At 55.9% G+C, this 20,948-nt stretch carries 17 protein-coding genes and 1 tRNA gene; 8 read left to right on the top strand and 10 right to left on the bottom strand.

Features of this window, described 5'->3' with window-relative positions:
- Positions 1 to 308: 308 nt before the first annotated feature.
- On the top strand, positions 309 to 446 hold the full coding sequence (locus JWG43_RS20250) for a HepT-like ribonuclease domain-containing protein (protein ID WP_371925185.1): 138 nt from the start codon (positions 309 to 311) through the stop codon (positions 444 to 446).
- 330 nt (positions 447 to 776) lie between these two features.
- Here JWG43_RS20250 and JWG43_RS11370 read toward each other — a convergent pair whose 3' ends face one another.
- The 8 genes from JWG43_RS11370 to JWG43_RS11335 form a co-directional block, all read right to left on the bottom strand.
- Positions 777 to 1,133, bottom strand: a complete 357-nt coding sequence (locus JWG43_RS11370) for a HepT-like ribonuclease domain-containing protein (protein ID WP_205243051.1) — start codon at positions 1,131 to 1,133, stop codon at positions 777 to 779.
- A complete protein-coding gene (locus JWG43_RS11365; protein WP_205243050.1) occupies positions 1,130 to 1,444 on the bottom strand; it encodes a nucleotidyltransferase family protein in 315 nt (104 codons plus the stop codon). Before JWG43_RS11365 ends, JWG43_RS11370 begins: the two co-directional genes overlap by 4 nt.
- A gap of 195 nt (positions 1,445 to 1,639) precedes the next feature.
- Positions 1,640 to 1,963 (bottom strand): nucleotidyltransferase family protein, encoded by a 324-nt coding sequence (locus tag JWG43_RS11360; protein ID WP_205243049.1) that lies wholly within the window; start codon positions 1,961 to 1,963, stop codon positions 1,640 to 1,642.
- Between the two features lie 515 nt (positions 1,964 to 2,478).
- Positions 2,479 to 2,979, bottom strand: a complete 501-nt coding sequence (locus tag JWG43_RS11355; protein WP_205243048.1) for a universal stress protein — start codon at positions 2,977 to 2,979, stop codon at positions 2,479 to 2,481.
- A gap of 256 nt (positions 2,980 to 3,235) precedes the next feature.
- Positions 3,236 to 3,838, bottom strand: coding sequence for a response regulator (locus tag JWG43_RS11350; protein WP_205243047.1), 603 nt, complete (start codon positions 3,836 to 3,838; stop codon positions 3,236 to 3,238).
- A 264-nt stretch (positions 3,839 to 4,102) separates the two neighbouring features.
- Entirely contained in the window at positions 4,103 to 5,119 is a 1,017-nt protein-coding gene (gene amrS / locus JWG43_RS11345) for an AmmeMemoRadiSam system radical SAM enzyme (RefSeq protein WP_205243046.1), read from the bottom strand.
- 398 nt (positions 5,120 to 5,517) lie between these two features.
- On the bottom strand, positions 5,518 to 6,822 hold the full coding sequence (locus tag JWG43_RS11340) for a response regulator (protein ID WP_205243044.1): 1,305 nt from the start codon (positions 6,820 to 6,822) through the stop codon (positions 5,518 to 5,520).
- Positions 6,823 to 6,997: 175 nt separating this feature from the next.
- Positions 6,998 to 8,656, bottom strand: a complete 1,659-nt coding sequence (locus JWG43_RS11335) for a PAS domain-containing sensor histidine kinase (protein ID WP_205243043.1) — start codon at positions 8,654 to 8,656, stop codon at positions 6,998 to 7,000.
- A gap of 415 nt (positions 8,657 to 9,071) precedes the next feature.
- Here JWG43_RS11335 and JWG43_RS11330 point away from each other — a divergent pair, with 415 nt between their 5' ends.
- Together JWG43_RS11330 and JWG43_RS11325 are read left to right on the top strand one after the other, a co-directional pair.
- The gene (locus JWG43_RS11330) at positions 9,072 to 9,986 is read left to right on the top strand and encodes a DUF362 domain-containing protein (RefSeq protein ID WP_205243042.1); all 915 of its coding nucleotides are present in this window, start codon (positions 9,072 to 9,074) and stop codon (positions 9,984 to 9,986) included.
- Positions 9,986 to 11,563, top strand: a complete 1,578-nt coding sequence (locus tag JWG43_RS11325; protein WP_205243041.1) for a 4Fe-4S binding protein — start codon at positions 9,986 to 9,988, stop codon at positions 11,561 to 11,563. Before JWG43_RS11330 ends, JWG43_RS11325 begins: the two co-directional genes overlap by 1 nt.
- A 115-nt stretch (positions 11,564 to 11,678) precedes the next feature.
- On the opposite strand, the gene JWG43_RS11320 is transcribed toward JWG43_RS11325, so the two are convergent.
- Entirely contained in the window at positions 11,679 to 13,256 is a 1,578-nt protein-coding gene (locus JWG43_RS11320; RefSeq protein ID WP_205243040.1) for a sigma-54 interaction domain-containing protein, read from the bottom strand.
- 105 nt (positions 13,257 to 13,361) lie between these two features.
- Complete coding sequence (mutY, locus tag JWG43_RS11315) at positions 13,362 to 14,468, bottom strand: A/G-specific adenine glycosylase (protein WP_205243039.1); 1,107 nt, start codon at positions 14,466 to 14,468, stop codon at positions 13,362 to 13,364.
- Between the two features lie 224 nt (positions 14,469 to 14,692).
- Here mutY and JWG43_RS11310 point away from each other — a divergent pair, with 224 nt between their 5' ends.
- The 5 genes from JWG43_RS11310 to JWG43_RS11290 all read left to right on the top strand — a co-directional run bounded on the left by JWG43_RS11310 (position 14,693) and on the right by JWG43_RS11290 (position 20,915).
- Positions 14,693 to 15,940 (top strand): TIGR03790 family protein, encoded by a 1,248-nt coding sequence (locus tag JWG43_RS11310; RefSeq protein ID WP_205243038.1) that lies wholly within the window; start codon positions 14,693 to 14,695, stop codon positions 15,938 to 15,940.
- A gap of 723 nt (positions 15,941 to 16,663) precedes the next feature.
- Positions 16,664 to 17,893 carry an AmpG family muropeptide MFS transporter gene (locus JWG43_RS11305; protein ID WP_205243036.1) on the top strand — a complete coding sequence of 410 codons (1,230 nt, stop codon included), beginning with the start codon at positions 16,664 to 16,666 and terminating at the stop codon, positions 17,891 to 17,893.
- A 314-nt stretch (positions 17,894 to 18,207) separates the two neighbouring features.
- On the top strand, positions 18,208 to 19,671 hold the full coding sequence (gene cysS, locus JWG43_RS11300; RefSeq protein WP_205243035.1) for a cysteine--tRNA ligase: 1,464 nt from the start codon (positions 18,208 to 18,210) through the stop codon (positions 19,669 to 19,671).
- Between the two features lie 159 nt (positions 19,672 to 19,830).
- Positions 19,831 to 20,637 carry an AmmeMemoRadiSam system protein B gene (gene amrB / locus JWG43_RS11295; RefSeq protein WP_205243033.1) on the top strand — a complete coding sequence of 269 codons (807 nt, stop codon included), beginning with the start codon at positions 19,831 to 19,833 and terminating at the stop codon, positions 20,635 to 20,637.
- A gap of 204 nt (positions 20,638 to 20,841) precedes the next feature.
- A tRNA-Gln gene (locus JWG43_RS11290) sits at positions 20,842 to 20,915 on the top strand.
- Positions 20,916 to 20,948: the final 33 nt, after the last annotated feature.

Genomic DNA, 20,948 nt, shown 5'->3' with positions numbered 1-20,948 from the left:
TACGTTCATAGAAACCTCCCTGTGGTATATTTTGGGCGAGCTGGTTCTCGACCCAACTGTTGCTAAAACATTATACTCACATGGAGGTTTCTTTTCTTTGCCGGACTTATGCATTCAAACACTTCCCTTATTTTCATGGAAATAAACGGACCATCTCCCAAAGTTTGCAAAATAGGGGAAGTGTCCCTAATTTTAAGCGTGCTCCACAAGTACGGGGCGAGGATGTGCCGATTTCCGCTTACGACGCTTTTGTAGCCTCGGTCCGGATTGGACTCATCGACCCAAAATAACTAGCCCAGTGGCATGGCATCGTTGGTCTTCGCAAGCGCATTGTCCATGACTACATGAACGTGGATATGAACAGAATTTTCACCTTGGTCCGCCAGGGCCAATACACTTTCTTGCTCGACTTTCTCAGGGCTCCACTCAATGACAAAACAACCTGAACGACTCTGTTCGCAGGCATGGCCCGCTCCTACTGAAGAATCGTTGTCTCGGTCTGCCCCCTTCACCTGGATCCGTGAGTGTTAACCTGCAAAGTCAATTCATGGGTTGCAACCGTGGTAGGGTACATTTGGGATGCCTTCCTATACGTGACAGCATGGGCAAACGATACAGCCGTTTGCCCATCCTACGGGACTTTCTCAGGGCTTCACTCAACGACGAGACAACCTGAACGGCTCTGTTCGCGGGCATGGCCCGCTCCTACTGAAGAATCGTTGTCTCGGTCTGCCCCCTTCACCTGGATCCGTGAGTGTGCGGATGGTGAGTTTTATTCACCCCTCTTCTTCTTGCAACTTTTCCAAAACAACTTTCAATTTAGGACGTACAGTCGGGATATCCTCCTTGACTGTACGCCATACGATTTCTAAACTTACTCCGGCATAGTCGTGAATCAACTTATCCCGCATTCCGGCAAGACTTTTCCAAGGAACATCTGCAAAACGCCGTCTATGTTCAACCGAAATCTTCCTGGCATCCTCGCCAATGATCTCACAACGAATAACGGCAAAAGAGGTTTTATCATCCTCATAGAACATAGGAAGATCCAAGCCGTTGGTGAATTCTTCGGCCTTGTCCATAGCCTCAAGAATATCCCGTAAATAATCCTGAGCGAAACGCTGGTCTTTCATATGGTCAAAACCTCTTTCATTATCCGCTTGCCTATGGCGGGTTTAAGCGCCTCCTTTTGCACCAGGTCAACGGGGACTCCGAGTATTGCTGAAAGATCCCTTTCCAGGTCAAGAAACTTCAAAATTCCAGGAACATCTGAAAACTCAACCAACACATCAAGATCACTTCCTTCGTGTTGTTCGCCACGGACATACGAGCCAAACAGCCCAAGAGAGACTACAGAATACTCCCTGCGCAGACGCGGTAGCTCCTGACGAAGCCGATGGACCGCTGTCTGTGTATTTGAAATTTCACTTCTCAAGTTTCCCATATAGCCTTAATGCATGGAAGCGTATGTAAAAATCAGGGACACTTCCCCTGTTTTATAAATTTTGGGAAATGTTTTATTTTTTCTCATAAAAATAAGGGGAGCATCTTTTTCGCGGGCACGGCCCGCTCCTACCGCCGTCCGCCGACTCGACCCGCCCCTTGACCTCGATATGGATACGATAGAGTTTGTCTTCCTTCATAGCGGACGGGCTTCATTGATTATTTTATCGCGTAAATACCAATGCAATCCTTGCTCGGTCACAATATCCACTCTTCGGGCAAGCAGTTGTTCAAGCTCAACCAACAATCCGCCAAGATCAAGCAAAGAACTCCCCGGTTCTAATTCCACCAAAAAATCGATATCGCTTGCATCACTTGCTTCATTACGAGCAACTGAACCAAAAATCCGGACATTCCTTGCTCCGTGCGCAGCTGAAATGCGCAGTATCTGCTCTCTTTTCTCTTGTACCAATGCAACAGGATGCATGCTGACTTTATTGGTTGCCGTTGGAATTTGCATGGGATATTTCCTGTTTCTCAGTGGGTAGACTGTCAGATTGAAGCATCGGATTGTAATAATTGTACATATAGCGCACGGGTAAGGGGCGGTCAAGACAAGGAAGTGTCTGGCTCCCATCTATTGGTAGTGGTGCCCGCGGCCATAAAATGCCCTTGGCAGGGGGCCATATATGGCACAATTTCTTCATGAATGAAAAATTAGGGGTTATCTGACCAGCGGGGTGCACGAAGGTTACATCCCGCCATCGATCCTCATTAAAATCAGGTTAAATCAGAAACAACTCCCTTATCTTGCAACATTTTGGAAATGCTCGACTTTTCATAAAAACTAGGGAAGCGCCCTTGATTTTTCAAGTCAACCTATTAGGAGGAAATGGATGCCACCGGTAGGGACTGCGTCGGCAGACGATGGTGCCGTTTACCCACCGCTCAGGTGGATGGTAAGAAAAAACACCCCGGCGCTGGGGTGGGACCAGTGCCGGGGTGGGGTTGCTATGACGCTGATGGTGCTGGTGGTTACATCGGCAGGATTTTTTCCAGAACCGGTGCGTCGATCTTGTAGCCACGCTCGCCTTTGTAGGGGTTGAAGACCAGGGTCGGGCAGTGGGCCCGTTTGATGACCCGCTCGGCAACGCTGCCAAGGAACACTTTTTCGATCCCCTGGGCGCCGTGGGTGGCCATGACAATCATTCCCGCATTTTTATCAGAGGCATAGCCGACGATGCTGTCAGCTATGTTGCCCGCCAGCACTTCGCTGGAGCAGTCAGGGCAGGTAGCTTTGATCCTGTCAAGGAAAGCAGTCATTTTTTTATCGGCAATTTCCCGAAGTTCCTTTTCGATATCGGAGAAGGTGATGGGATTGTACTCGGAATAAGCGTAATGGACTACCTCCTCGATCACGTGAACAAAGGTGATTTTTGCACCCAGCTTGCCGGCAATCCCGACTGCAAAATCAGCCAGGTCGTCGGTGTGCTGATGAAAATCTACTGGGACAACAATCTGTTGAATGTCTTGCATGGCGCGCCTCCTTTAAAGAATTCATAGTTGTAGGTACCAACTGGTGTTGGTTGCATGGCGTGAATGCCATGGGTAAGAGAAAAGTGGGTGTCCGTTCTCATCTGTGTCCGTCAGGGAATGCACGGTTGAGAAGACGTTTACTCTGCGTTAAAAAATACGGTATGGAAGCCTGATTAGCAATGGAGGTTAATTATATAACAAAAAGATATATAATTTATCCATTAAAACGACAAGGCCCTGTCAGGGATTATCCTGTTCAGGTCTCTTCGCCCTTTGATTTGTCTCGGGCAATATTTTTCATGGTCAAGGCAAAACATTCCGGACAGCAACCGTGGGAGACATCCACTCCTTTCACTCTCTTGAGGTACGCCTCCAGGCTGTACCATTGGCCCTGACCGTGCCCCTCCTGCCGATCATCACGGATTTTCCGGCACCAGGAACAGACAGGCAGGATGGTTTCATAGAAAGCCACCTTCCGTTCCAGATCCTGTTTGACAAAGCAGTTGGCCATGCGATAGCGCAGCTCTTCTATTTCGCAGGGTTTCTGCAGAAAATCATCGGCCCCCAGACGCAGGGCATCAACAGCACTCTCCATATTGCCGTACCCGGTGAGGATAATGACCATGGTCCGGGCATCCCGCTGTTTGGCCGCCTTGAGGACCTGGAAGCCATCGACACCGGGCATGACCAGATCCGTGACCACAAGATCAAAACAGGTGGCCTCGATGGCTGTAATCGCCTCTTCACCGTTGGTGGCCCGGTTCACTTCAAGATTATCTTCGGTCAATTCTCTGGACAGACTCTCAAGGATGAGCGGTTCGTCGTCAACAAGCAGTATTTTTCTATGTCGTATGGACATGTTCCCTCCATGGCATGTGCAGTGCTGCTGCGCAACAACAGGGCATCAGCACTGCCTCTGCAGAGGATCCGACTGGCATGCAAAGGATCAGTGATTATCGGCAACCTGCATGCCAGGAGCCGGCCATTCCGATACCACATCTTCCAGGCTGCCCTGGGGCAATTGCAGTGCAGTATGACAGATGCGGCGCGAAAAACAATAGGACAAGGTGTGAGATATATTGAATAGAAAATCTATCCAACCCAAAAACAATCCGAGCGACGTTCACTGCCAGATGCCGGCAACCGCCTGCCCACAGGCATGACAACAACCCTCCCCGGTGATGGCCGTGACCCGACCGCTGAATCCGGCACGGTGCACCAGCAGCGCCCCGCAGCCGGGACAGAGGGTATCAGCGCCTCCGGCACTCGCCGCGTTGCCGATGTACACATGGCGCAACCCCTCTGCGCAACCGATTTTCCGGGCTTTTTCCAGGGTAGCGACCGGTGTGGGCGGCCGATCGGTCATCTGGTAGGTTGGATAGAATCCACTGACATGCCAGGGCAGATCAAGGGAAAGGGCCGCCAGAAAACGGGCAATGGACCCGAGTTCCTCGTCGCTGTCGTTATGCCCGGGGATGACCAGGGTGGTGACCTCCACCCAGACCCCGAGGTCGTGAAAAAGGCGAATATTGTCCAGCACCGGTTCCAGACGGGCCTTACAGACCCGGCGATAGAATTCATCGCTGAAGGCTTTGAGATCGATATTGATGCCGTCGAGCAGCGGCGACATGTGCTGGACTGCCTCCGGGGTCATGTAACCGTTGCTGACAAAGAGGTTTCTGAGCCCCTGTTCCCGGGCTGGGGTAAAGCAGGCATGGGCGAATTCATAAAAAATGGTGGGTTCGACATAGGTGTAGCTGATGCTGGCGCATCCACCGCGAACGGCCTCTTCCACCACCCATTGCGGACTGCGATCAACGCCGGAAATATCGCCGCCCTGGAGGTGAGGATATTGGGAAATCAGATAATTCTGACAATGGAGGCAATGGAAATTGCAGCCCACCGTGGCAATTGAATACGAACGACTGCCGGGCAGCACATGATAGAAGGGTTTTTTCTCGATGGGGTCGACATGTTCCGCGACCAGTTTGCCATACACCAGGCTGACCAGCCGACCGGCCTGATTTTCACGCACGCCGCACACACCCCGTCGACCCGGGGCAATGCGACAGCGGTGATGACAAAGGCCGCAGTGGACCTCTCCCTCGGCAATGGGCTGGTACAAGAGTGCTTCGTACATCAGGTGCTCCTTTTTTCCCGGGGTTGTATCCGTGACGGCCGGGCTGCTTTTTAAATATATCTCACTGTAATTATATTACAATTTCAGCATAATTCTTGATAATACCTTCCACCAGCCGCCCCTCGCGGCGCGAACCGCACACCATTGTCATGGTTCCGCAATACAGGAACAGGCCGCTATTTTTTGCTTACGAGGCCTTACCCAGACGTTATTGTGCTCTGCAGCAACGGTAAATGCAATGGGGATTATTCAGGTAAAAAGCGGGGAGAAAAACTATTCACCCTTGCCAATAGATCATCTCTTCACCAGCAACGAGGGGGGGGGCAGGAGCGAAATTGGCGAGAACCCACGCACACTAAACAGATGGGAACAACGGGTGGCGTCGGGCGGTGCCGTGATCAGGAGTTGATGGACAGCATGGTCTGCAGATTGGTTTTCTGGTGGGTCAATTCCAGTTTCTTGCGAATATTCTTGCGATGAATACTGATGGTGCCGGGGGAGAGGTGCATGATCCCGGCAATCTCCTTGGTCCTCTTGCCGAGTTTTACCAGATTGGCAACCTGAATTTCCGTCGGGGTCAAACGGGTGAGTTTACCGGAAAATTTATCGGCAAAGGGGGAGGTCAATTCGGCGATATTGGTCCGGAGAATATCAAGGAGGACCTGCTGCTGCTCGCTGAGACCACTTTCCTCCAGACGATCCAGGTAGGGTTCGACCAGCCTGGATGCGCTGGCAAGCACCTGTTCAGCCAGGATTTCTCGGTCTTCTTCCCGTTTTTTCAACAGCACAGTCAAGGCGATGTTGGATTCGCGAAGTTCGGCGGTGCGCTCCCGGACCCGTTGTTCCAGATCGTCCCGGGCACTTGCCAGCTCTGCCTCCACCTCCTTGAGCCGGGTGATATCGGTGTGGGTGCCGATGATCCGGGTCGCCCTGCCCTGCTTGTCCCGGGCCACGGCCCGCCCTCTGGAAAGTACCCATTGCCACCCCCCGGCCTTGTTGCGCATCCGGTATTCAGCCTCATAGACGGCGCTTTTGCCACAAATATGGGCCTCGCGCAGTGTCAGCACCCGATTGCGGTCATCGGGGTGGAGCAGCTCTTCAAAGGAGGTGATCCCGTTGATTTCGTCTGCTTCCGTATACCCCAGGCTGCGGTGCCAGTTTTCGCCGAGATAGACATCGCCGGTCAGCAGGTTCCGGTCCCAGACCCCGTTGGAGGAAGCATCCAGGGCCAGACGAAAACGGTTTTCGCTTTCAACCAGTTCCGCCTCCACCTGTTTGCGGTGGGTGATTTCTTCCTCGAGCTGTCGGTTCTGGGCTGCCAGTTTCTGCAGCAGGCTGCGTTTCTCCAGGCAACGGCGGATACGAAACAGCAATTCTTCGATTTCACAGGGTTTGAGGGTGAAATCATCCGCCCCCAGCCGCAGGGCATCGATGGCGGACCGCATATCCCCGTAGCCGGTGAGGATAATGACACTGGTCTGCGGTGCTGTTTTCTTCACCGCCTTGAGCACGCCGAAACCGTCGACACCCGGCATCATCAGGTCGGTAATCACCACGTCAAAGGCGGTCTGGGTCAACAGCTCGATGGCCTCACCGCCATCAGCGGCAAGGGTGACAGCAAACCCTTCCAGCCCCAGTTCCCGGGCAAAGGTTTTGCGAATGACCTCTTCATCATCGACAAAGAGCAGTGATGTTTCCGTCATGACCGTGTCCTCCCTTGCCGGCCGATGTTCGATTCGTTGTCCGGCACTCCTCCGTCACTGGGTTGCATAGTACCGTACCTGGTGGAAAAAACGCACCGATTATTTTTCTCAATGGACGATCAAGTGTGATCCCTTTAAACAACTGACTGCATAACCTGGACAAAGTTAAAACTGCTTATCCATGTGTCACGACTTCATCAGCTCCCTTGACAGGCAGCAGAACGGTAAAAGTTGCCCCCTGGTTCGGCTGACTGGCCACCTGCATCTCTCCCTGGTGACGAGCGACGATACCGTAGCTCACCGACAGGCCGAGACCGGTCCCCTTGACCTCCGGCTTGGTGGTGTAAAAAGGCTGAAAGATCAATTCCATCTCCTCGGCCCTGATGCCCACCCCGGTATCCTCAATGGCCACAGCCACCCGATCGCCCTCGTGCCGGGTGCGGATGGTAATCACACCACCGGCTTGCTGACAGGCGTCAGCGGCGTTGGTAAGGAGGTTGAGAAACACCTGTTTGATCTGGTCAGGGACTGCCAGGATCCGCGGCAGATGTTCAGCATAGTCAAGCACTACGGAAATCCGCTTCCCCCTGAAATCGCTTTTATGGAGAAGCAGGATGGAATTGAGGGCCTGGTGCACGTCCATAACCACCTTCCGGCCCGAGGAGGGCCGGTTGAATTCCTGCAGATTGCGGATCAGCTCCTTGATCCGGTCACCCTCGGCAATGGCCGCTTCCAGCAACTGCCGGTCTTCCTCCTCCAGTATGGCCCGTTTCTGCAAGCCCTTGAGAATGGAAAAAATAGCCTGGAGCGGATTGTTGAACTCATGGGCGATGGAAGCGGACAGTTTGCCGATGGCCGCCAGTTTTTCCGCGTGCAGGTACTGTTTCTGGGTTTCCTGCAGTTCCAGGGTCCGTTCTTCGACCCGCCGCTCCAACTGGTCATTGACCGCCCTGAGTTCGGCCTGGATGCGAATCAACTCGGAAATATCGCGAAACACCCCCACCGCCTTGGTGAATCGTCCATCACGGTGGGCAAAGGGGCGCACTGAGACCACGGCGGGAAAACATTCCCCGGATTTGCGGAACAAGGTTAGGTCAAAGGACTCAAACGCCTGACCACCGCAAAGTCCTCTGACCAGATCGGCTACGTTGCACCGTTGCTCGGTGGGATAGATCAGCTCTATGGATTGCCCGAGAGCTTCTTCCTGCCGGAAGCCGAACAGTTTTTCCGCACCGGCGCTGAAGGTATTGATGCGTCCGGTCTGCTGTTCAAGATCGCAGACGATTAGACCGATACTGTCCAGGGCCTTATAGACGGAGGCCAGATTCTCGGTCTGTTCCATGAGTTGACGGTTGGCCACCTCGAGCCGGGAAGTATGCTCGTGAACCAATTCTTCCAGATGACTGCGATAGTGTTCCAGCTCAAGGCAAGACTGCCTGGATTCGGTGACATCCATGGCCGCCACCCGGCACAGGTTGCGGCCTGAACCCTCCGCAAAGGCTACCCCTTCGAGGTACAGGTGTCGCCCGCCTCCATGACCATCGGGCACATGTACTTCGCCGGTGGCTCTGTCATCGGCTGAGAAAACACGGTCGAAAAACAAGTCCAGAGCGGGCCGGGAGGCCTTGGTGATCAGACCGGCCAGGCGAAGGTTGCATAACCGGGCGAGATCAAGACCCAGCAGAGCGGCCATGGCCGGATTTGCCTCCCGGAACATGCCGCTCCGATCGAGGGTAGCCAAACCGACCGGAGAAAATTCGTAATGATTCCGGTATCGATGCAGCTCGGCTTCGATTTTGGCTGGCTCCGAACTATGACCCGATTGTCCTTTCATGTCCCGCCCCCTCATTTGCAATGGTCCAGCAACAACAGCCGGAAAACAACGCTTTGGTTACGGACATCCGCACGCGAACCTTGATCAACGGTTGCAGGTGTTGAGATGTTTTTTTTTGTGAATGGTGTTGGCGTTCGTGCCTCACCCCAAACCCGCGGGCTGGATGCATGATAAACACCCTGCCACCGCGTGGGTAACCGATACCGCCGTTTGCCCACCCTTGCTGCCTGTTGTTCGACCGGGACAGGTGGCGGGCTCGGTCGTATCGCGCCCAAGCGGTTGCAGATATTGAGAAAAACGGGAAATCATTGCTCCACCTCAGCCGAACGGGTATGATTCTTACTATTTCGCACTATTAAGCTCCCCCACATGTATCGCCGCTTTCGGCCTGACAGCGACAACCTCAGGAGGCCCCATGGACAGACGTCAATTCATTCGCGATATTGTTCTCTGGTCAGCCGGTATCGCGCTGGTCACCCCTCGTTTCGCCATTCGCCCTGAAGCCCTGGCCGCGGAACAAGCATCTCCCCTGCTCAGCGTCGCTAAGGGTGAAGATTATCCAGCCCTGGTCACCCGAGTGCTCGAACCTCTCGGCGGCATGGCCCATTTCGTGCAGCCGGGCGACAAGGTGGTGGTCAAGCCGAACATCGCCTGGGACCGCAGCCCGGAACAGGCGGCCAACACCCACCCGCTGGTGGTCCAGGCCCTGGTGGTCCTGGCCCTGGAGGCCGGGGCACAAAGGGTGCTGGTCTTTGATCGCACCTGCAACGAGCCGCGCCGCTGCTATGCCAACAGCGGCATCGAACAAGCTGTTCGTGCCATCGGGGACCGAAGGGCAGTAATTGAACATGTGGACCAGCGCAAATTTATCCCGGTGGACATCACCAGAGGGCAGAGTCTCACCCGCTGGGAACTGTACCGGGACGCCCTGGAATGCGACTGTTATATCAACGTGCCGGTGGCCAAGCACCACGGCCTTTCCCGCCTCACCCTGGGACTGAAAAACACCATGGGGGTTATCGGCGGCAACCGGGGCAGGCTCCATTTTGACCTGGCCCAGAAACTGGCGGACCTGGCCACGGTTATCCAGCCCAAGCTCACCGTCATCGACGCCACCCGCATCCTCCTGCGCAACGGTCCTCAGGGAGGCAACCTCAATGACGTCCGCCGAATGGATACCCTGATCGCTTCGGCGGACCCGGTGGCAGCTGATGCCTATGCCACCACCCTGTTCGATCTGCGCCCCGATGCGGTGAAGTCCACCGTGGTGGCCCATGCCATGGGTCTGGGTGAAATGGATCTGGGCAGGATCCGGGTGCTGGAGGTCTGATGTCCCGTCCGGCTCGATTCCTTGCGAAAGCCACCTGGAGAAGGATCAGCCAGGCCCTGTTTCTGGTCCTTTTCCTTTTTCTCTTCATCAAAACCGATTACAGCGGTATCGATGAACTGACCTGGGCCGTCAATCTCTTTTTCCGTATCGACCCACTCCTTGCTGCTGCCGCCATGCTGGCGGCCAAAACCGTGGTCATGCTCATGCTGCCGGCGCTGCTCATCCTGCTCCTGACCTTGATCTTCGGCCGCTTTTTCTGCGGCTGGGTCTGTCCGCTGGGGACCTTGATCGACGCTGTCCGGCCCTTGTTCGGCCCCACCGGCGGTCATCCCCAGCCGGGTTGGCGGCACGGGAAATATTATCTGCTTTTTTTTATCCTGGCCGCCGCCTTCTTCGGTCTGCCCCTGGCCGGATATCTCGACCCCTTTTCCCTGCTGGTGCGCGGTCTCACCTTTGCGGTGCACCCGGCCATGGATCATGCCGCCATCACCCTGTTCACCTGGACCTATCAATCGGCCCCCGGCTGGGTCAATGTCGTGACCGAACCGTTCTACAGCCTGCTCAGGCAGCATATCCTGCCGTTTACCGTCAAGGTCTACACCCTGTCAGTGTTTTCCCTGCTGCTCCTCCTGGCGGTGCTCGGTCTCAGCTCGCTGCACAGCCGCTATTTCTGCCGGAAACTCTGCCCCTTGGGGGCGCTGCTGGCCCTGAACGCCCGCTTTGCGCCTGTGCATCTTGTCAGCGGTTCAAGGGATTGCGGCACCTGCGGACACTGCCATGCCATCTGCCGCATGGGGGCGATTGACCAGGAACGATCGATCTCCAAGGCCGAATGCATCCTCTGTCTCGACTGTCTCAGCCACTGCCCCAACGCACGGATCCAGTATAGCTGGGTCGGGCCGGGTGCGGGCTCTGGCACCATGGATCTGTCACGCCGGGCGGTGCTGGCCTCGCTGGCTTCCGGCGCCCTGGCTCCGCTGGTTCTGCCTACCCGGCCCCTGGCCCGCCAACCTGATCCTCTGTTGATCCGCCCACCTGGCGCTCTGGCGGAAACAGCCTTTCTCGGCCTGTGCGTTCGCTGCGGCGAGTGCATGAAGGTCTGCATCGGCAACGTCCTCCATGCGGCCTGGCTCGAGGCCGGACTGGAGGGCCTGTTCACCCCGAAATGCCTCAACCGGATCGGCTACTGCGAATACAACTGCACGCTCTGCGGCCAGGTCTGCCCCACCGGTGCCATCCGTCGCCTGACCATGGAGGAAAAACACACCACCGTAATCGGCCGGGCCTATTTTGATCGTAACCGCTGCCTGCCCTACGCCGCCGGTATTCCCTGTATCGTTTGCGAGGAGCACTGCCCGACCCCGGACAAGGCGATCAAATTCCGGGAGGCAGAGGTCATCAACAGCAGCGGTGAAATGGTCAACCTGTTACAGCCCTATGTGGTCGAAGAGCTGTGTATCGGTTGCGGTATCTGCGAAAACCGCTGCCCCATCAGCGGCACGGCCGCGGTCCTGGTGACCGCGGAGGGAGAAAGCCGCCATGCCGACGAATTTGGCACCATGGGGGGAGGGTACTGAAACAGCCGCGGGTGTTCCTCTGCCGCCTTGCCCGCCACCAATACCCCTGTAAAAATGGCCGGCTCCCTGACCCAAGGATCAGCGAGGTGACCCTGCGGGGACTCAAACCCGCTCGTCACGGCTTTTTCTTGACATGCTTGATGTGCTTGGCGGAGATGCCGTACTGCTTCATCTTGTCGTAGAGAGCGGTCTTGCCGACATTGAGCTGCCTGGCCGCGGTGGCGACATTGCCTTGACATTTATGCAGAATCCTGTCGATAACCGCAGCCTCGAACTCAGAAACCATCTCCTTGAGCGGCACCTGTCCCAGCCTGCCTTCGAAACTGAACCCCTCGAAAGGTTGAGACTGCTTGCCACGGGGATCCTGGTCAAAGATGAGGTCATTGTCGGTGATCATCTTCCCTTTGGCCATGAGCACCGCCCGCTGGATCAGATTTTCCAGCTCGCGAACATTCCCGGGCCAGTCATGCGCCAGCAGCCGATTGATGATCGACTTGGGCACAAAGTCGATCTCTTTTTTAAAGGCATCGCGGTACCGGTTGACAAAATGGGAAACCAGCTCGACGATATCCTCTTTGCGTTCCCGCAGGGTCGGCATGTCGATATTGATGATGTTGAGCCGATAGTAGAGGTCAAGGCGAAACTTGTTTTCCTTGACCGCTTTGGCCAACTCGACATTGGTCGCCGCAATAACCCGCACATCGACCTTGACCGGCTCGGTGCCGCCCACCCGGATGATTTCGCCGTTCTGAAGGACTCGCAACAGGGAAACCTGCATCCGTGGGCTGATGTCTCCTATTTCATCGAGAAAGATGGTCCCGCCGTTGACCACCTCGAATTTGCCGATTTTCCGGGCTGTGGCACCGGTGAACGCCCCTTTTTCATAGCCAAAGAGATCGGCCTCGAGAATGGAGTCGTTAATGGCATTGCAGTTGATTTTCAGAAAAGGCTTGTCATCTCTGGTACTGGTCGCCTTGATCAGGTTGGCCACAAGCTCCTTTCCTGTTCCTGATTCACCGGTGATCAGGATCGTGGCGTCGGAGCTGGCAACCTGATGAATCATTTCCCTCAATTCCCGCATTTTGCGGCTGCTGCCCACCATCTTATCGGCCTTGTGATGGTGACCGAGCTGATTCTTGAGACTGTTGACCTGGCGGGAAAGACGCATGCGCATCTCTTCGCTGGCTTGCAGTTCACTGATTTTCTGCTGGAGAATGGTTTCGATGCTGGTGTTGAACTGGTGCAGCTCCCACTCGAAGGTCTTGCGCTGGGTGATATCGCGCATCACCAGCATGATGAGCCCCTCCCCGGTATAGCCGGCAAAAGGAACCAGGGAATATTCCACCGGGGTGGTATCGATAACCGCCTCAACCACCGCGGTTTTTTCGCTGGTCGCGGTTTCGCGAAGCTGTTCCTGGCTGCAGGCCTTGCCAATCTCGCGCAGGCAGGTGACCGCAGCCGCGGAACAAGGGGAGCCGAAACACTTCGCCGCGCTGCGGTTCATGTACTCGATGGCACCGTTGTCCCGAAGCAGGAAAACCATTTCCGGCATTGCATCGAGCAGAGTCCGCCAGTTAGTGCTGAGCCGGTGCACTTCATCCTGCATGGAGGAGACGGTCAGATCATTCTTGTCGAGCACGGATAGCCTGCCGGTGAAAGAGGAGCGTTGAGTGTTGTCTGCAACTATTACCATCAGATGCGCTCAAGTACAAATTATTTTCCGGTTATCTGAATTATTCCTAGCAAGACTTGAAATACTGACTGAAATATCGATAAAAATACCACTAGGTATATTTACCTATTTTCCGGAAAAATCTCCGTCCCGCAGGGCTGTTATCAGTTGGCGATGGCCAGCTGGAAAGGGATAGTCCGCCAGACCGGCAAAAGGCACCCAGGCAAAACGACTGGCAGCAGTCAGCACCGGTTCAGGGACAGGCTCCGGCGGCCGGCAGAAAAAAGCATGCAGGGTGACCCGGTAACGGGTGTAATGATGTTCCACCGTCCTGTAGAAAACCGGATCGCTTACCTGCCAGCCGGTTTCCTCCTCGACTTCCCGCAGTACGCAATGCACCGGTTCCTCCCCCTCAAGCAGGCGGCCACCGGGAAATTCCCACAAACCACCCCAGATGTCATCGGCCAGGCGCTGCTGAATAAAAAACCGCTCATGGTGCTGGATGATGCCGCAGGCCATGACGATGTCTATGCGCTTGTCGCGGGCACTGGGCAGCGGGCGGAATTCGACGGTGTCGGCCCGGTACGCCCGGCAATAGGGCTGCACCGGACACTGTGGGCATGCTGGTTTTTTCGGGGTGCAGATCAGGGCCCCCAATTCCATCAAAGCCTGATTGAAGTGACGGGGGTCATTGCGATCGAGGAGCGCCGCGGCCATGGACTCCAGTTTCCTGCGGGTCTTCAGGGTCTTGAGCGGCCGGTTGATATCATCGAGGCGGGCGAAAAGCCGTTCGACATTGGCATCCAGCAGGGGATAGGCCTGATTATAGGCAATGGAGAGGATAGCGGCAGCAGTATAGGGACCGATCCCGGGAAGGTCAAGGAGTTGCCGGTGCGAGGACGGAATTTCACCATTAAACTCAGTCAGGATCCGACCGGCGGCCTTATGGATGTTGCGGGCCCGGCTGTAATACCCAAGGCCCTCCCAGGCTTTGAGGATGGCCTGTTCCGGGGCGGCAGCCACGGCAGCGACATCGGGAAAGCGATCCATCCAACCCTGGAAATAGGTGACAACCCGCTCCATCTGGGTCTGCTGCCCCATGATTTCCGCAATCCAGACCTGATACGGTTCATAGGTGCGCCGCCAGGGCAATGGCCGCTGATGAATGGTGAACCAGTCGAGCAGTCGATGCCTGAACTCGGCCTTTACTGTTTCGCTCTTCTTGTCGATCACTGATTTTCTGTTCCTCTATGGACAGTACTTTGCTACCTTTATGTTGCAGCGTTTTCACAGAAGGCTGCTGCTGATCTGTCGTTGACCTGGATCCTTGAGCGTGCGGCCGCCATGTGTTCTTGGGTGGGGGAACCGGATTCAACTTATGCTTTCCCGCACCCAGCGCACCAAGACCACAACATCACCCGCCAGCGGTTCAATTTTTGCCAACAAGGTATGATCTTATGTCCTGGAGCGCCAGCCAAAAACCGATCCGCAGCCTGCTTGTTCTTCTCTTGATCCTGCTGCACCCTGCCGTTGGTCGGGCCCTAGCACCGGAGGAGGTGGTGGTGATTGCCAACTCCAGGGCAAAGAACAGCCTGGCTTTAGCCAGGTACTATATGCGCCAACGGCAGATTCCGACCAGCCACCTGATTACCATCGCCACCACCTGGGACGAACACTGTTCCCGGCAGGCCTATGACCGTGAAATCCGTCAGCCGGTGCGGAGGGCTCTGGACCGTCTGGGCAGCGAACAACGGATCCGTGCCCTGGTGACCGTGTATGGTGTGCCGCTGGCCATCCGGCCACCCCCGCCGGAAGAGGATGGCCATCTTCTCGAACTCAATCTGCAACTGGAGATCCTGGAAGAAGAACAGCAGCAGGCCGAGGGAGAGCGACTTGGCGCCATTGTGGCTGAGAAGGAACGGCTGACAGAACAACGAAGCCGGTACCAGGGTATGGATACCCGGGCTGCGGTCGACTCGGAACTTGCCCTGGTCCTGGTCGACTCGTATCCTCTGGAAGGCTGGCTGCCCAATCCTTTTTTTCTTGGTTTTCAACACCAGCAGACCCTGCTCAGCCGCGACCAAGTGCTCATCGTCAGCCGTCTTGACGGCCCGGATCCTGAAACAGTCCGTCGACTGGTGGATGACGCCATCCATGCTGAACAACAGGGCCTGCAGGGACGAGCCTGTTTTGATGCCCGCTGGCCCAGACCAAAGACCCAAGACCTCACCGGCTACGCGTTCTACGACGCCTCCCTGCATGCGGCAGCCGAAATTGTGCGGCAAAGCGGCCGCATGCCGGTGCGCCTGGACGCGACAAGCGACCTCTTTGGTCCAGGTGACTGTCCGGATACAGCCCTGTACAGCGGTTGGTACAGTCTGGCCCGCTATGTGGATGCCTTCACCTGGGCTCGGGGGGCAGTCGGGTACCATATCGCCAGTTCGGAATGCGCCACCCTCAAGCGACCGGGCTCCCAGGTGTGGTGTAAACGGATGCTGGAGGAAGGAGTGGCCGCCACCATCGGCCCGGTTTATGAGCCCTATGTTCAGGCCTTCCCTCCACCGGACCTCTTTTTTTCCATTCTTACCAAAGGCTACCTCAGCCTGGGTGAAACCTATCTGGTCACCCTGCCCTATCTCTCCTGGCAGATGGTTCTCATCGGCGACCCCCTCTACCAGCCCTTTGCCCCTGCACCCCTCAAATAGAGACAGGTTCATTTGCACCTGCTTCCTGAATCCGTGATGGCTTGACGCTTTCTTTGGATGTATTGTACTGTAATCAGGGTATAATTACAGATGAATCCTTGGCAATACCTTTCACCAGCCGCCCTTCGGGGCATCCGTCCGCACGCCATCTTCATTGCCCGTAACAGGCCGATAAAGTGCACTTTAATCGAACGGTCACAGACAATAATGCTGACGCACGGACGAACGCTCACGGATCCAGGTGTTTTTTCTCTCCCGCCATGTTCGACGACCTGATCATCCTGCCGGCAAACTGCACCAAAGACGATTTTTGCTTTGCAAACACCCCTGTTGTGGTAGAAGGAAGCCCTGAATCCGTGACGGCTGGACGAACGCTCACGGATCCAAGTGTAAAAAAACCGCCGCACTTATGACCTCCTGAATCCGTGACGGCTGGACGATTGTTTTGGATATATATAGCTGTAATCTTATTATAATTTCAGTAGAATCCTTAAAGAGAACCTTCACCAGTCGCCCTTCGGGGCGTCCGTGCGCACGCCATCTTCATTGACCGTAACCGTCCGATACAGTTTACTTTAATCGAACGGTCACAATCAATAAAGCTGACGCACGGACGAACGCTCACGGATCCAGGGACCTGACAAATACATCCGAAAAAAGTCCAGTCCTCACGGATGCAGGTTTCATCAATCCCCCTCTGCCCTGGTCGGTCCTGTTCTTATTATGCAACCACGTATTTTCCGCCAACTCTTTTCCCCCCGGATGCTGGTCAGCTTTCTCATGGGCTTTTCCTGCGGGGTCCCCCTGCTGCTCACCGCTTCCGTATTGCAGGCCTGGATGACCAGGGAAGGGGTCGACCTCACGGTGATCGGGCTCTATTCCCTGGTGGGCCTGCCCTATACTCTGAAGTTTCTCTGGGCACCAATCTTTGACCGCTTCACCCTGCCGCTGTTCGGCCGGCGGCGGGGCTGGCTGCTCCCGATGCAGCTGCTGCTGATCACCGCCCTGATCGGCCTGGGACTCACTGACCCCGCCCAGACGCCCTGGATGGTCGCCTTGGCCGCCCTGATGGTGACCTTTTTCTCCGCCTCTCAGGATATCGTCGTCGACGCCTATCGCCGGGAAGATCTCCGTGACAATGAACTGGGCCTGGGCAGTTCCCTGTATGTCAATGGGTACCGGGTGGGCATGCTGCTTGCCGGCAGCGGCGGCCTCATTCTCGCCGATCATGTTTCGTTCGACCGGGTCTACCTGCTCATGGCCGCCTCGCTCCTGGTCGGAGTGGTCACCACCCTGCTCTGCAAAGAACCGTCCCTAGCCAAGGGGCAGCCACGGACCTTTCGTGATGCGGTGGTCCTGCCCTTTGTCGATTATTTCACCCGGGATCGGGCCCTGCTGATCCTCCTTTTCATTCTCCTCTACAAGATCGGCGACCAGATGGCCTCGACCATGACCACCCCGTTTTATCTCCACATGGGGTATACCATGACCGAGATCGGTGCCGTAGCCAAACTGTTCGGCTTCTGGGCCACCATTTCCGGTGGCTTGATCGGCGGCATCATCCTTCTCCAGATCGGTATCATTCGCAGCCTGTGGTTTTTCGGCATTCTGCAGGCCGTATCCACCCTTGGTTTCTCCGTACTTGCCCTGCTGGGTCCGACAATTACCGGCCTGACCATGGTTATTGCCTTTGAAAACCTGAGCAGTGGCATGGGCACAGCTGCGTACGTGGGGTACATGGCTTCACTGACCAACAAGAAATTTACCGCCACCCAGTATGCCCTGCTTTCGAGTTTCATGGGCGTTCCCCGGGTGCTGGCTTCCGCCCCCACCGGCTTTATGGCCGACATGATGGGGTGGCCGGTTTTTTTCCTGGCCTGCACCCTGATCGCTGTTCCCGGCCTGCTGTTGCTGCCCCTGGTGGCGAGACAATACCGTCAGGATGCGCAATAACGTGTTGAGTTTCGGTCAAGTTGTATTTACTATGTATAAAAACCTTGGCTCCGTGAGCATCCGTCCGTACGACAAGAGTCCAGCAGCCACGGATTCAGAACAATAAAACCGTCGTTCATCCCATAACCAGCTACCGGCACTTCGCCCGTGCACGATCAGGCTGCTGTCTGCAGGACCCTCAGTGTGCGGAAAACCTGTTTCTCGCACAGGAAGCGCCGATACCTGGGATGAATATCTATACCTGAAAAGGCAATCGTTCACCTACACCCGGCAAACGATTCACCATTTCTCCAGCACATACTTCGGAACAGCAGATGTCGATCAGAATATACAACACCCTGACCCGGAAAAAAGAAGCGTTGCATCCCATCGAAAAGGCGCATGTCAAACTCTACGTCTGCGGTATCACCTCCTACGATTACTGTCACATCGGTCATGCCCGCTCCGCCCTGGTTTTTGACATGGTGGTCCGCTACCTGCGCCACCGCGGATTCAAAGTCACCTATATTCGAAACTTCACCGATATTGATGATAAAATCATCAACAGAGCCAACGAGCAGGGCGTTGACGCCAACAGCCTGGCCCTGCGTTTCATCGACGAATTCCACCATGATATGGACGCCCTGGGCACCTTACAACCCGATCTCGAGCCCAAGGCCACCGAGCATGTCGGCGAAATGATCAGCCTGATCAAAGACTTGATCGATGAAGGCATGGCCTACCCTGCCAACGGCGACGTGTACTTCCGGGTGGAACGCTTCGCCGAGTATGGCCGGCTTTCCGGCCGCAGCCTGGAGGATATGCAGGCTGGAGCCCGGGTGGAAGTCAACGAGAAGAAAGAACACCCCATGGATTTCGTTCTCTGGAAAGGAGCCAAGCCAGGGGAACCCAAGTGGGAAAGCCCCTGGGGCGATGGTAGGCCCGGCTGGCATATCGAATGTTCCGCCATGAGTCGCAGGTATCTGGGCGAAACTTTCGATATTCACGGTGGGGGCAAGGATCTGATCTTTCCCCATCATGAAAACGAGATCGCCCAGAGCTGCGCCGCTTCCGGCAAATCCTTCGCCAACCTGTGGATGCACCATGGCTTTGTTACCATCAAGGAAGAAAAGATGTCGAAATCCCTGGGCAACTTCCTCACGATCCGTGACGTGCTCAAGGAATACGAACCGGAAGTCCTCCGCCTGTTGATCTTTTCCACCCAGTACCGCAATCCCCTTGATTTCAGTGAAGCGGCAATGCAGGACGCCCGTTCCGGCCTGGAACGCATGTATGATTGCCTGGCCCGGGTGGCCGCTCTTCCCGAAGATGGACCGGCAGGGGCATCGACTGTCAACGAGAAGGATCGCAACAGCCTGGAATCCCTGGTGACCCGATTCCATGCGGCCATGGACAACGATTTCAATACCGCCCAGGCTTTGGGGCATCTGTTCGACGCCGTCAAAACCATCAATAAAATTCTCCGCCAACTGCCGGAGCAACCGGTGACCGGGGATTTGCACATGCTGCGGTCCGCGGTGGGGTCCTGCCGCGAACTCGGCGGCATCCTCGGCCTGCTGCAACGGGACCCGGCGGCTGTTATCGCTGCAAAGAAAGAAAAAAGCCTGGCCGGCATCGATCTGAGCGAGGAGGAGATCAACGAGATGATCGCCCGGCGCAATCAGGCCAGGGCCGCCAAGGACTGGGCCGCATCCGACGAGGTCCGGGATCTTCTTTTTGAGCGCGGCATCGTCCTGAAAGACAGTCCCGAGGGGACGACCTGGGAGGTACGATCATGATGCAAACGTTCACCGGTACAAACAATAGGCCGCCCGACCCGAGAACTGATCAGTGACGGAGAAAAGTCCTTGCAGATCAGACACCTCATCCAGACACGAATACTGATTGGGTCTCCGGCAGACTGACCCTGTACTCAATATATCAAAGGGAGGAAAGAGATGACACGCGTGCCCGCGGTTGCCGATCGTTTTTATCCTGGAGATCCGGAACAGCTCCGCTCAGCCCTGGCCATGTTTGTCCCGGAGGTGGCCGAAGAGGACAAACAGCCGGCCCTGGCAGTCGTGCTGCCCCATGCCGGATACGTCTACTCCGGAGCCACTGCCGGTGCCACCATCAGCCGGGTGAAGGTACCGGAGACCGTGGTCATCCTGGGCCCCAATCACCATGGCCGGGGCGCACCCCTTGCCCTGGGGACTGAAGACTGGCGCATGCCCCTTGGCACCGTCGTCATCGACCGGCAACTGGCCGCCTCGATCCTCGATCAGTCCGGCAACATTGTCGAGGACTCTCAAGCCCATCTTCTTGAGCATTCGCTGGAGGTCCAGGTTCCTTTTTTCCAGCAGGTTCAGCCCCGGCTGCGCATTGTCCCCCTGGTGGTTGCCCACCTCTCCTACCAACAATGTCAGGCTGTAGCCCGCGAACTGGCCGCCGCGCTCAGCGCATATCAGCACCCAGCCCTGCTGGCCGCATCCACGGACATGAGTCATTATGAATCACGCCAGCAGGCCAGCCGCAAAGATCAACTGGCCATCGAACGTGTCCTGGCCCTCGATCCTGAAGGATTGTACAGGACTGTCATCGGCCAGGACATTTCCATGTGCGGGGTCATTCCCACCACCATCACCCTGTTGACCGCTTTGGAATTGGGCGCAACCAAGGCTGAACTGGTGCGGTACACCGATTCCGGAGAGGCAACCGGCGACACCGCCCAGGTGGTTGGCTACGCCGGCCTGATCATCTCCTGATCAAGTTCCTGAATCCGTAACGGCTGAACGTTTGTTTTGGATATAGACGCACAGACCAACGCTCACGGATCCAGGACGCTGCCCAGACGGATACTGCCCACCCAGTCTTCGGGATCGTTAGCCTTTGACTCTTTGGCTCTGTGTATTTTTCCTTGACAACCAAGGGTATTTTACCTATTTATTAGAAGTCTATAAGCACCGAAATGGGGGATGGTCTAACGGCAAGACAGCGGACTCTGACTCCGCTTATCGGGGTTCGAATCCCTGTCCCCCAGCCAAATAATAACAGCCACTTACCGCACAGTCGATAA

Origin of the sequence: Desulfobulbus alkaliphilus (assembly GCF_016918545.1) — a bacterium.
In the GTDB taxonomy this organism is placed as follows: Bacteria; Desulfobacterota; Desulfobulbia; order Desulfobulbales; family Desulfobulbaceae; genus Desulfobulbus; species Desulfobulbus alkaliphilus.
This window is presented reverse-complemented; position numbering and strand designations above follow the sequence as displayed.

Excerpts from the sequence above, each read along its gene's own strand:
- JWG43_RS11305 (WP_205243036.1), top strand. The coding sequence starts at position 16,664 with ATGCAACCACGTATTTTCCGCCAACTCTTTTCCCCCCGGATGCTGGTC.
- amrB (WP_205243033.1), top strand. The coding sequence starts at position 19,831 with ATGACACGCGTGCCCGCGGTTGCCGATCGTTTTTATCCTGGAGATCCG.
- cysS (WP_205243035.1), top strand. The coding sequence starts at position 18,208 with ATGTCGATCAGAATATACAACACCCTGACCCGGAAAAAAGAAGCGTTG.
- JWG43_RS11370 (WP_205243051.1), bottom strand. The coding sequence starts at position 1,133 with ATGAAAGACCAGCGTTTCGCTCAGGATTATTTACGGGATATTCTTGAG.
- amrS (WP_205243046.1), bottom strand. The coding sequence starts at position 5,119 with ATGTACGAAGCACTCTTGTACCAGCCCATTGCCGAGGGAGAGGTCCAC.
- JWG43_RS11320 (WP_205243040.1), bottom strand. The coding sequence starts at position 13,256 with ATGGTAATAGTTGCAGACAACACTCAACGCTCCTCTTTCACCGGCAGG.
- JWG43_RS11330 (WP_205243042.1), top strand. The coding sequence starts at position 9,072 with ATGGACAGACGTCAATTCATTCGCGATATTGTTCTCTGGTCAGCCGGT.
- JWG43_RS11360 (WP_205243049.1), bottom strand. The coding sequence starts at position 1,963 with ATGCAAATTCCAACGGCAACCAATAAAGTCAGCATGCATCCTGTTGCA.
- JWG43_RS11365 (WP_205243050.1), bottom strand. The coding sequence starts at position 1,444 with ATGGGAAACTTGAGAAGTGAAATTTCAAATACACAGACAGCGGTCCAT.
- JWG43_RS11335 (WP_205243043.1), bottom strand. The coding sequence starts at position 8,656 with ATGAAAGGACAATCGGGTCATAGTTCGGAGCCAGCCAAAATCGAAGCC.
- JWG43_RS11325 (WP_205243041.1), top strand. The coding sequence starts at position 9,986 with ATGTCCCGTCCGGCTCGATTCCTTGCGAAAGCCACCTGGAGAAGGATC.
- JWG43_RS11355 (WP_205243048.1), bottom strand. The coding sequence starts at position 2,979 with ATGCAAGACATTCAACAGATTGTTGTCCCAGTAGATTTTCATCAGCAC.
- JWG43_RS11310 (WP_205243038.1), top strand. The coding sequence starts at position 14,693 with ATGTCCTGGAGCGCCAGCCAAAAACCGATCCGCAGCCTGCTTGTTCTT.
- JWG43_RS11340 (WP_205243044.1), bottom strand. The coding sequence starts at position 6,822 with ATGACGGAAACATCACTGCTCTTTGTCGATGATGAAGAGGTCATTCGC.
- JWG43_RS11350 (WP_205243047.1), bottom strand. The coding sequence starts at position 3,838 with ATGTCCATACGACATAGAAAAATACTGCTTGTTGACGACGAACCGCTC.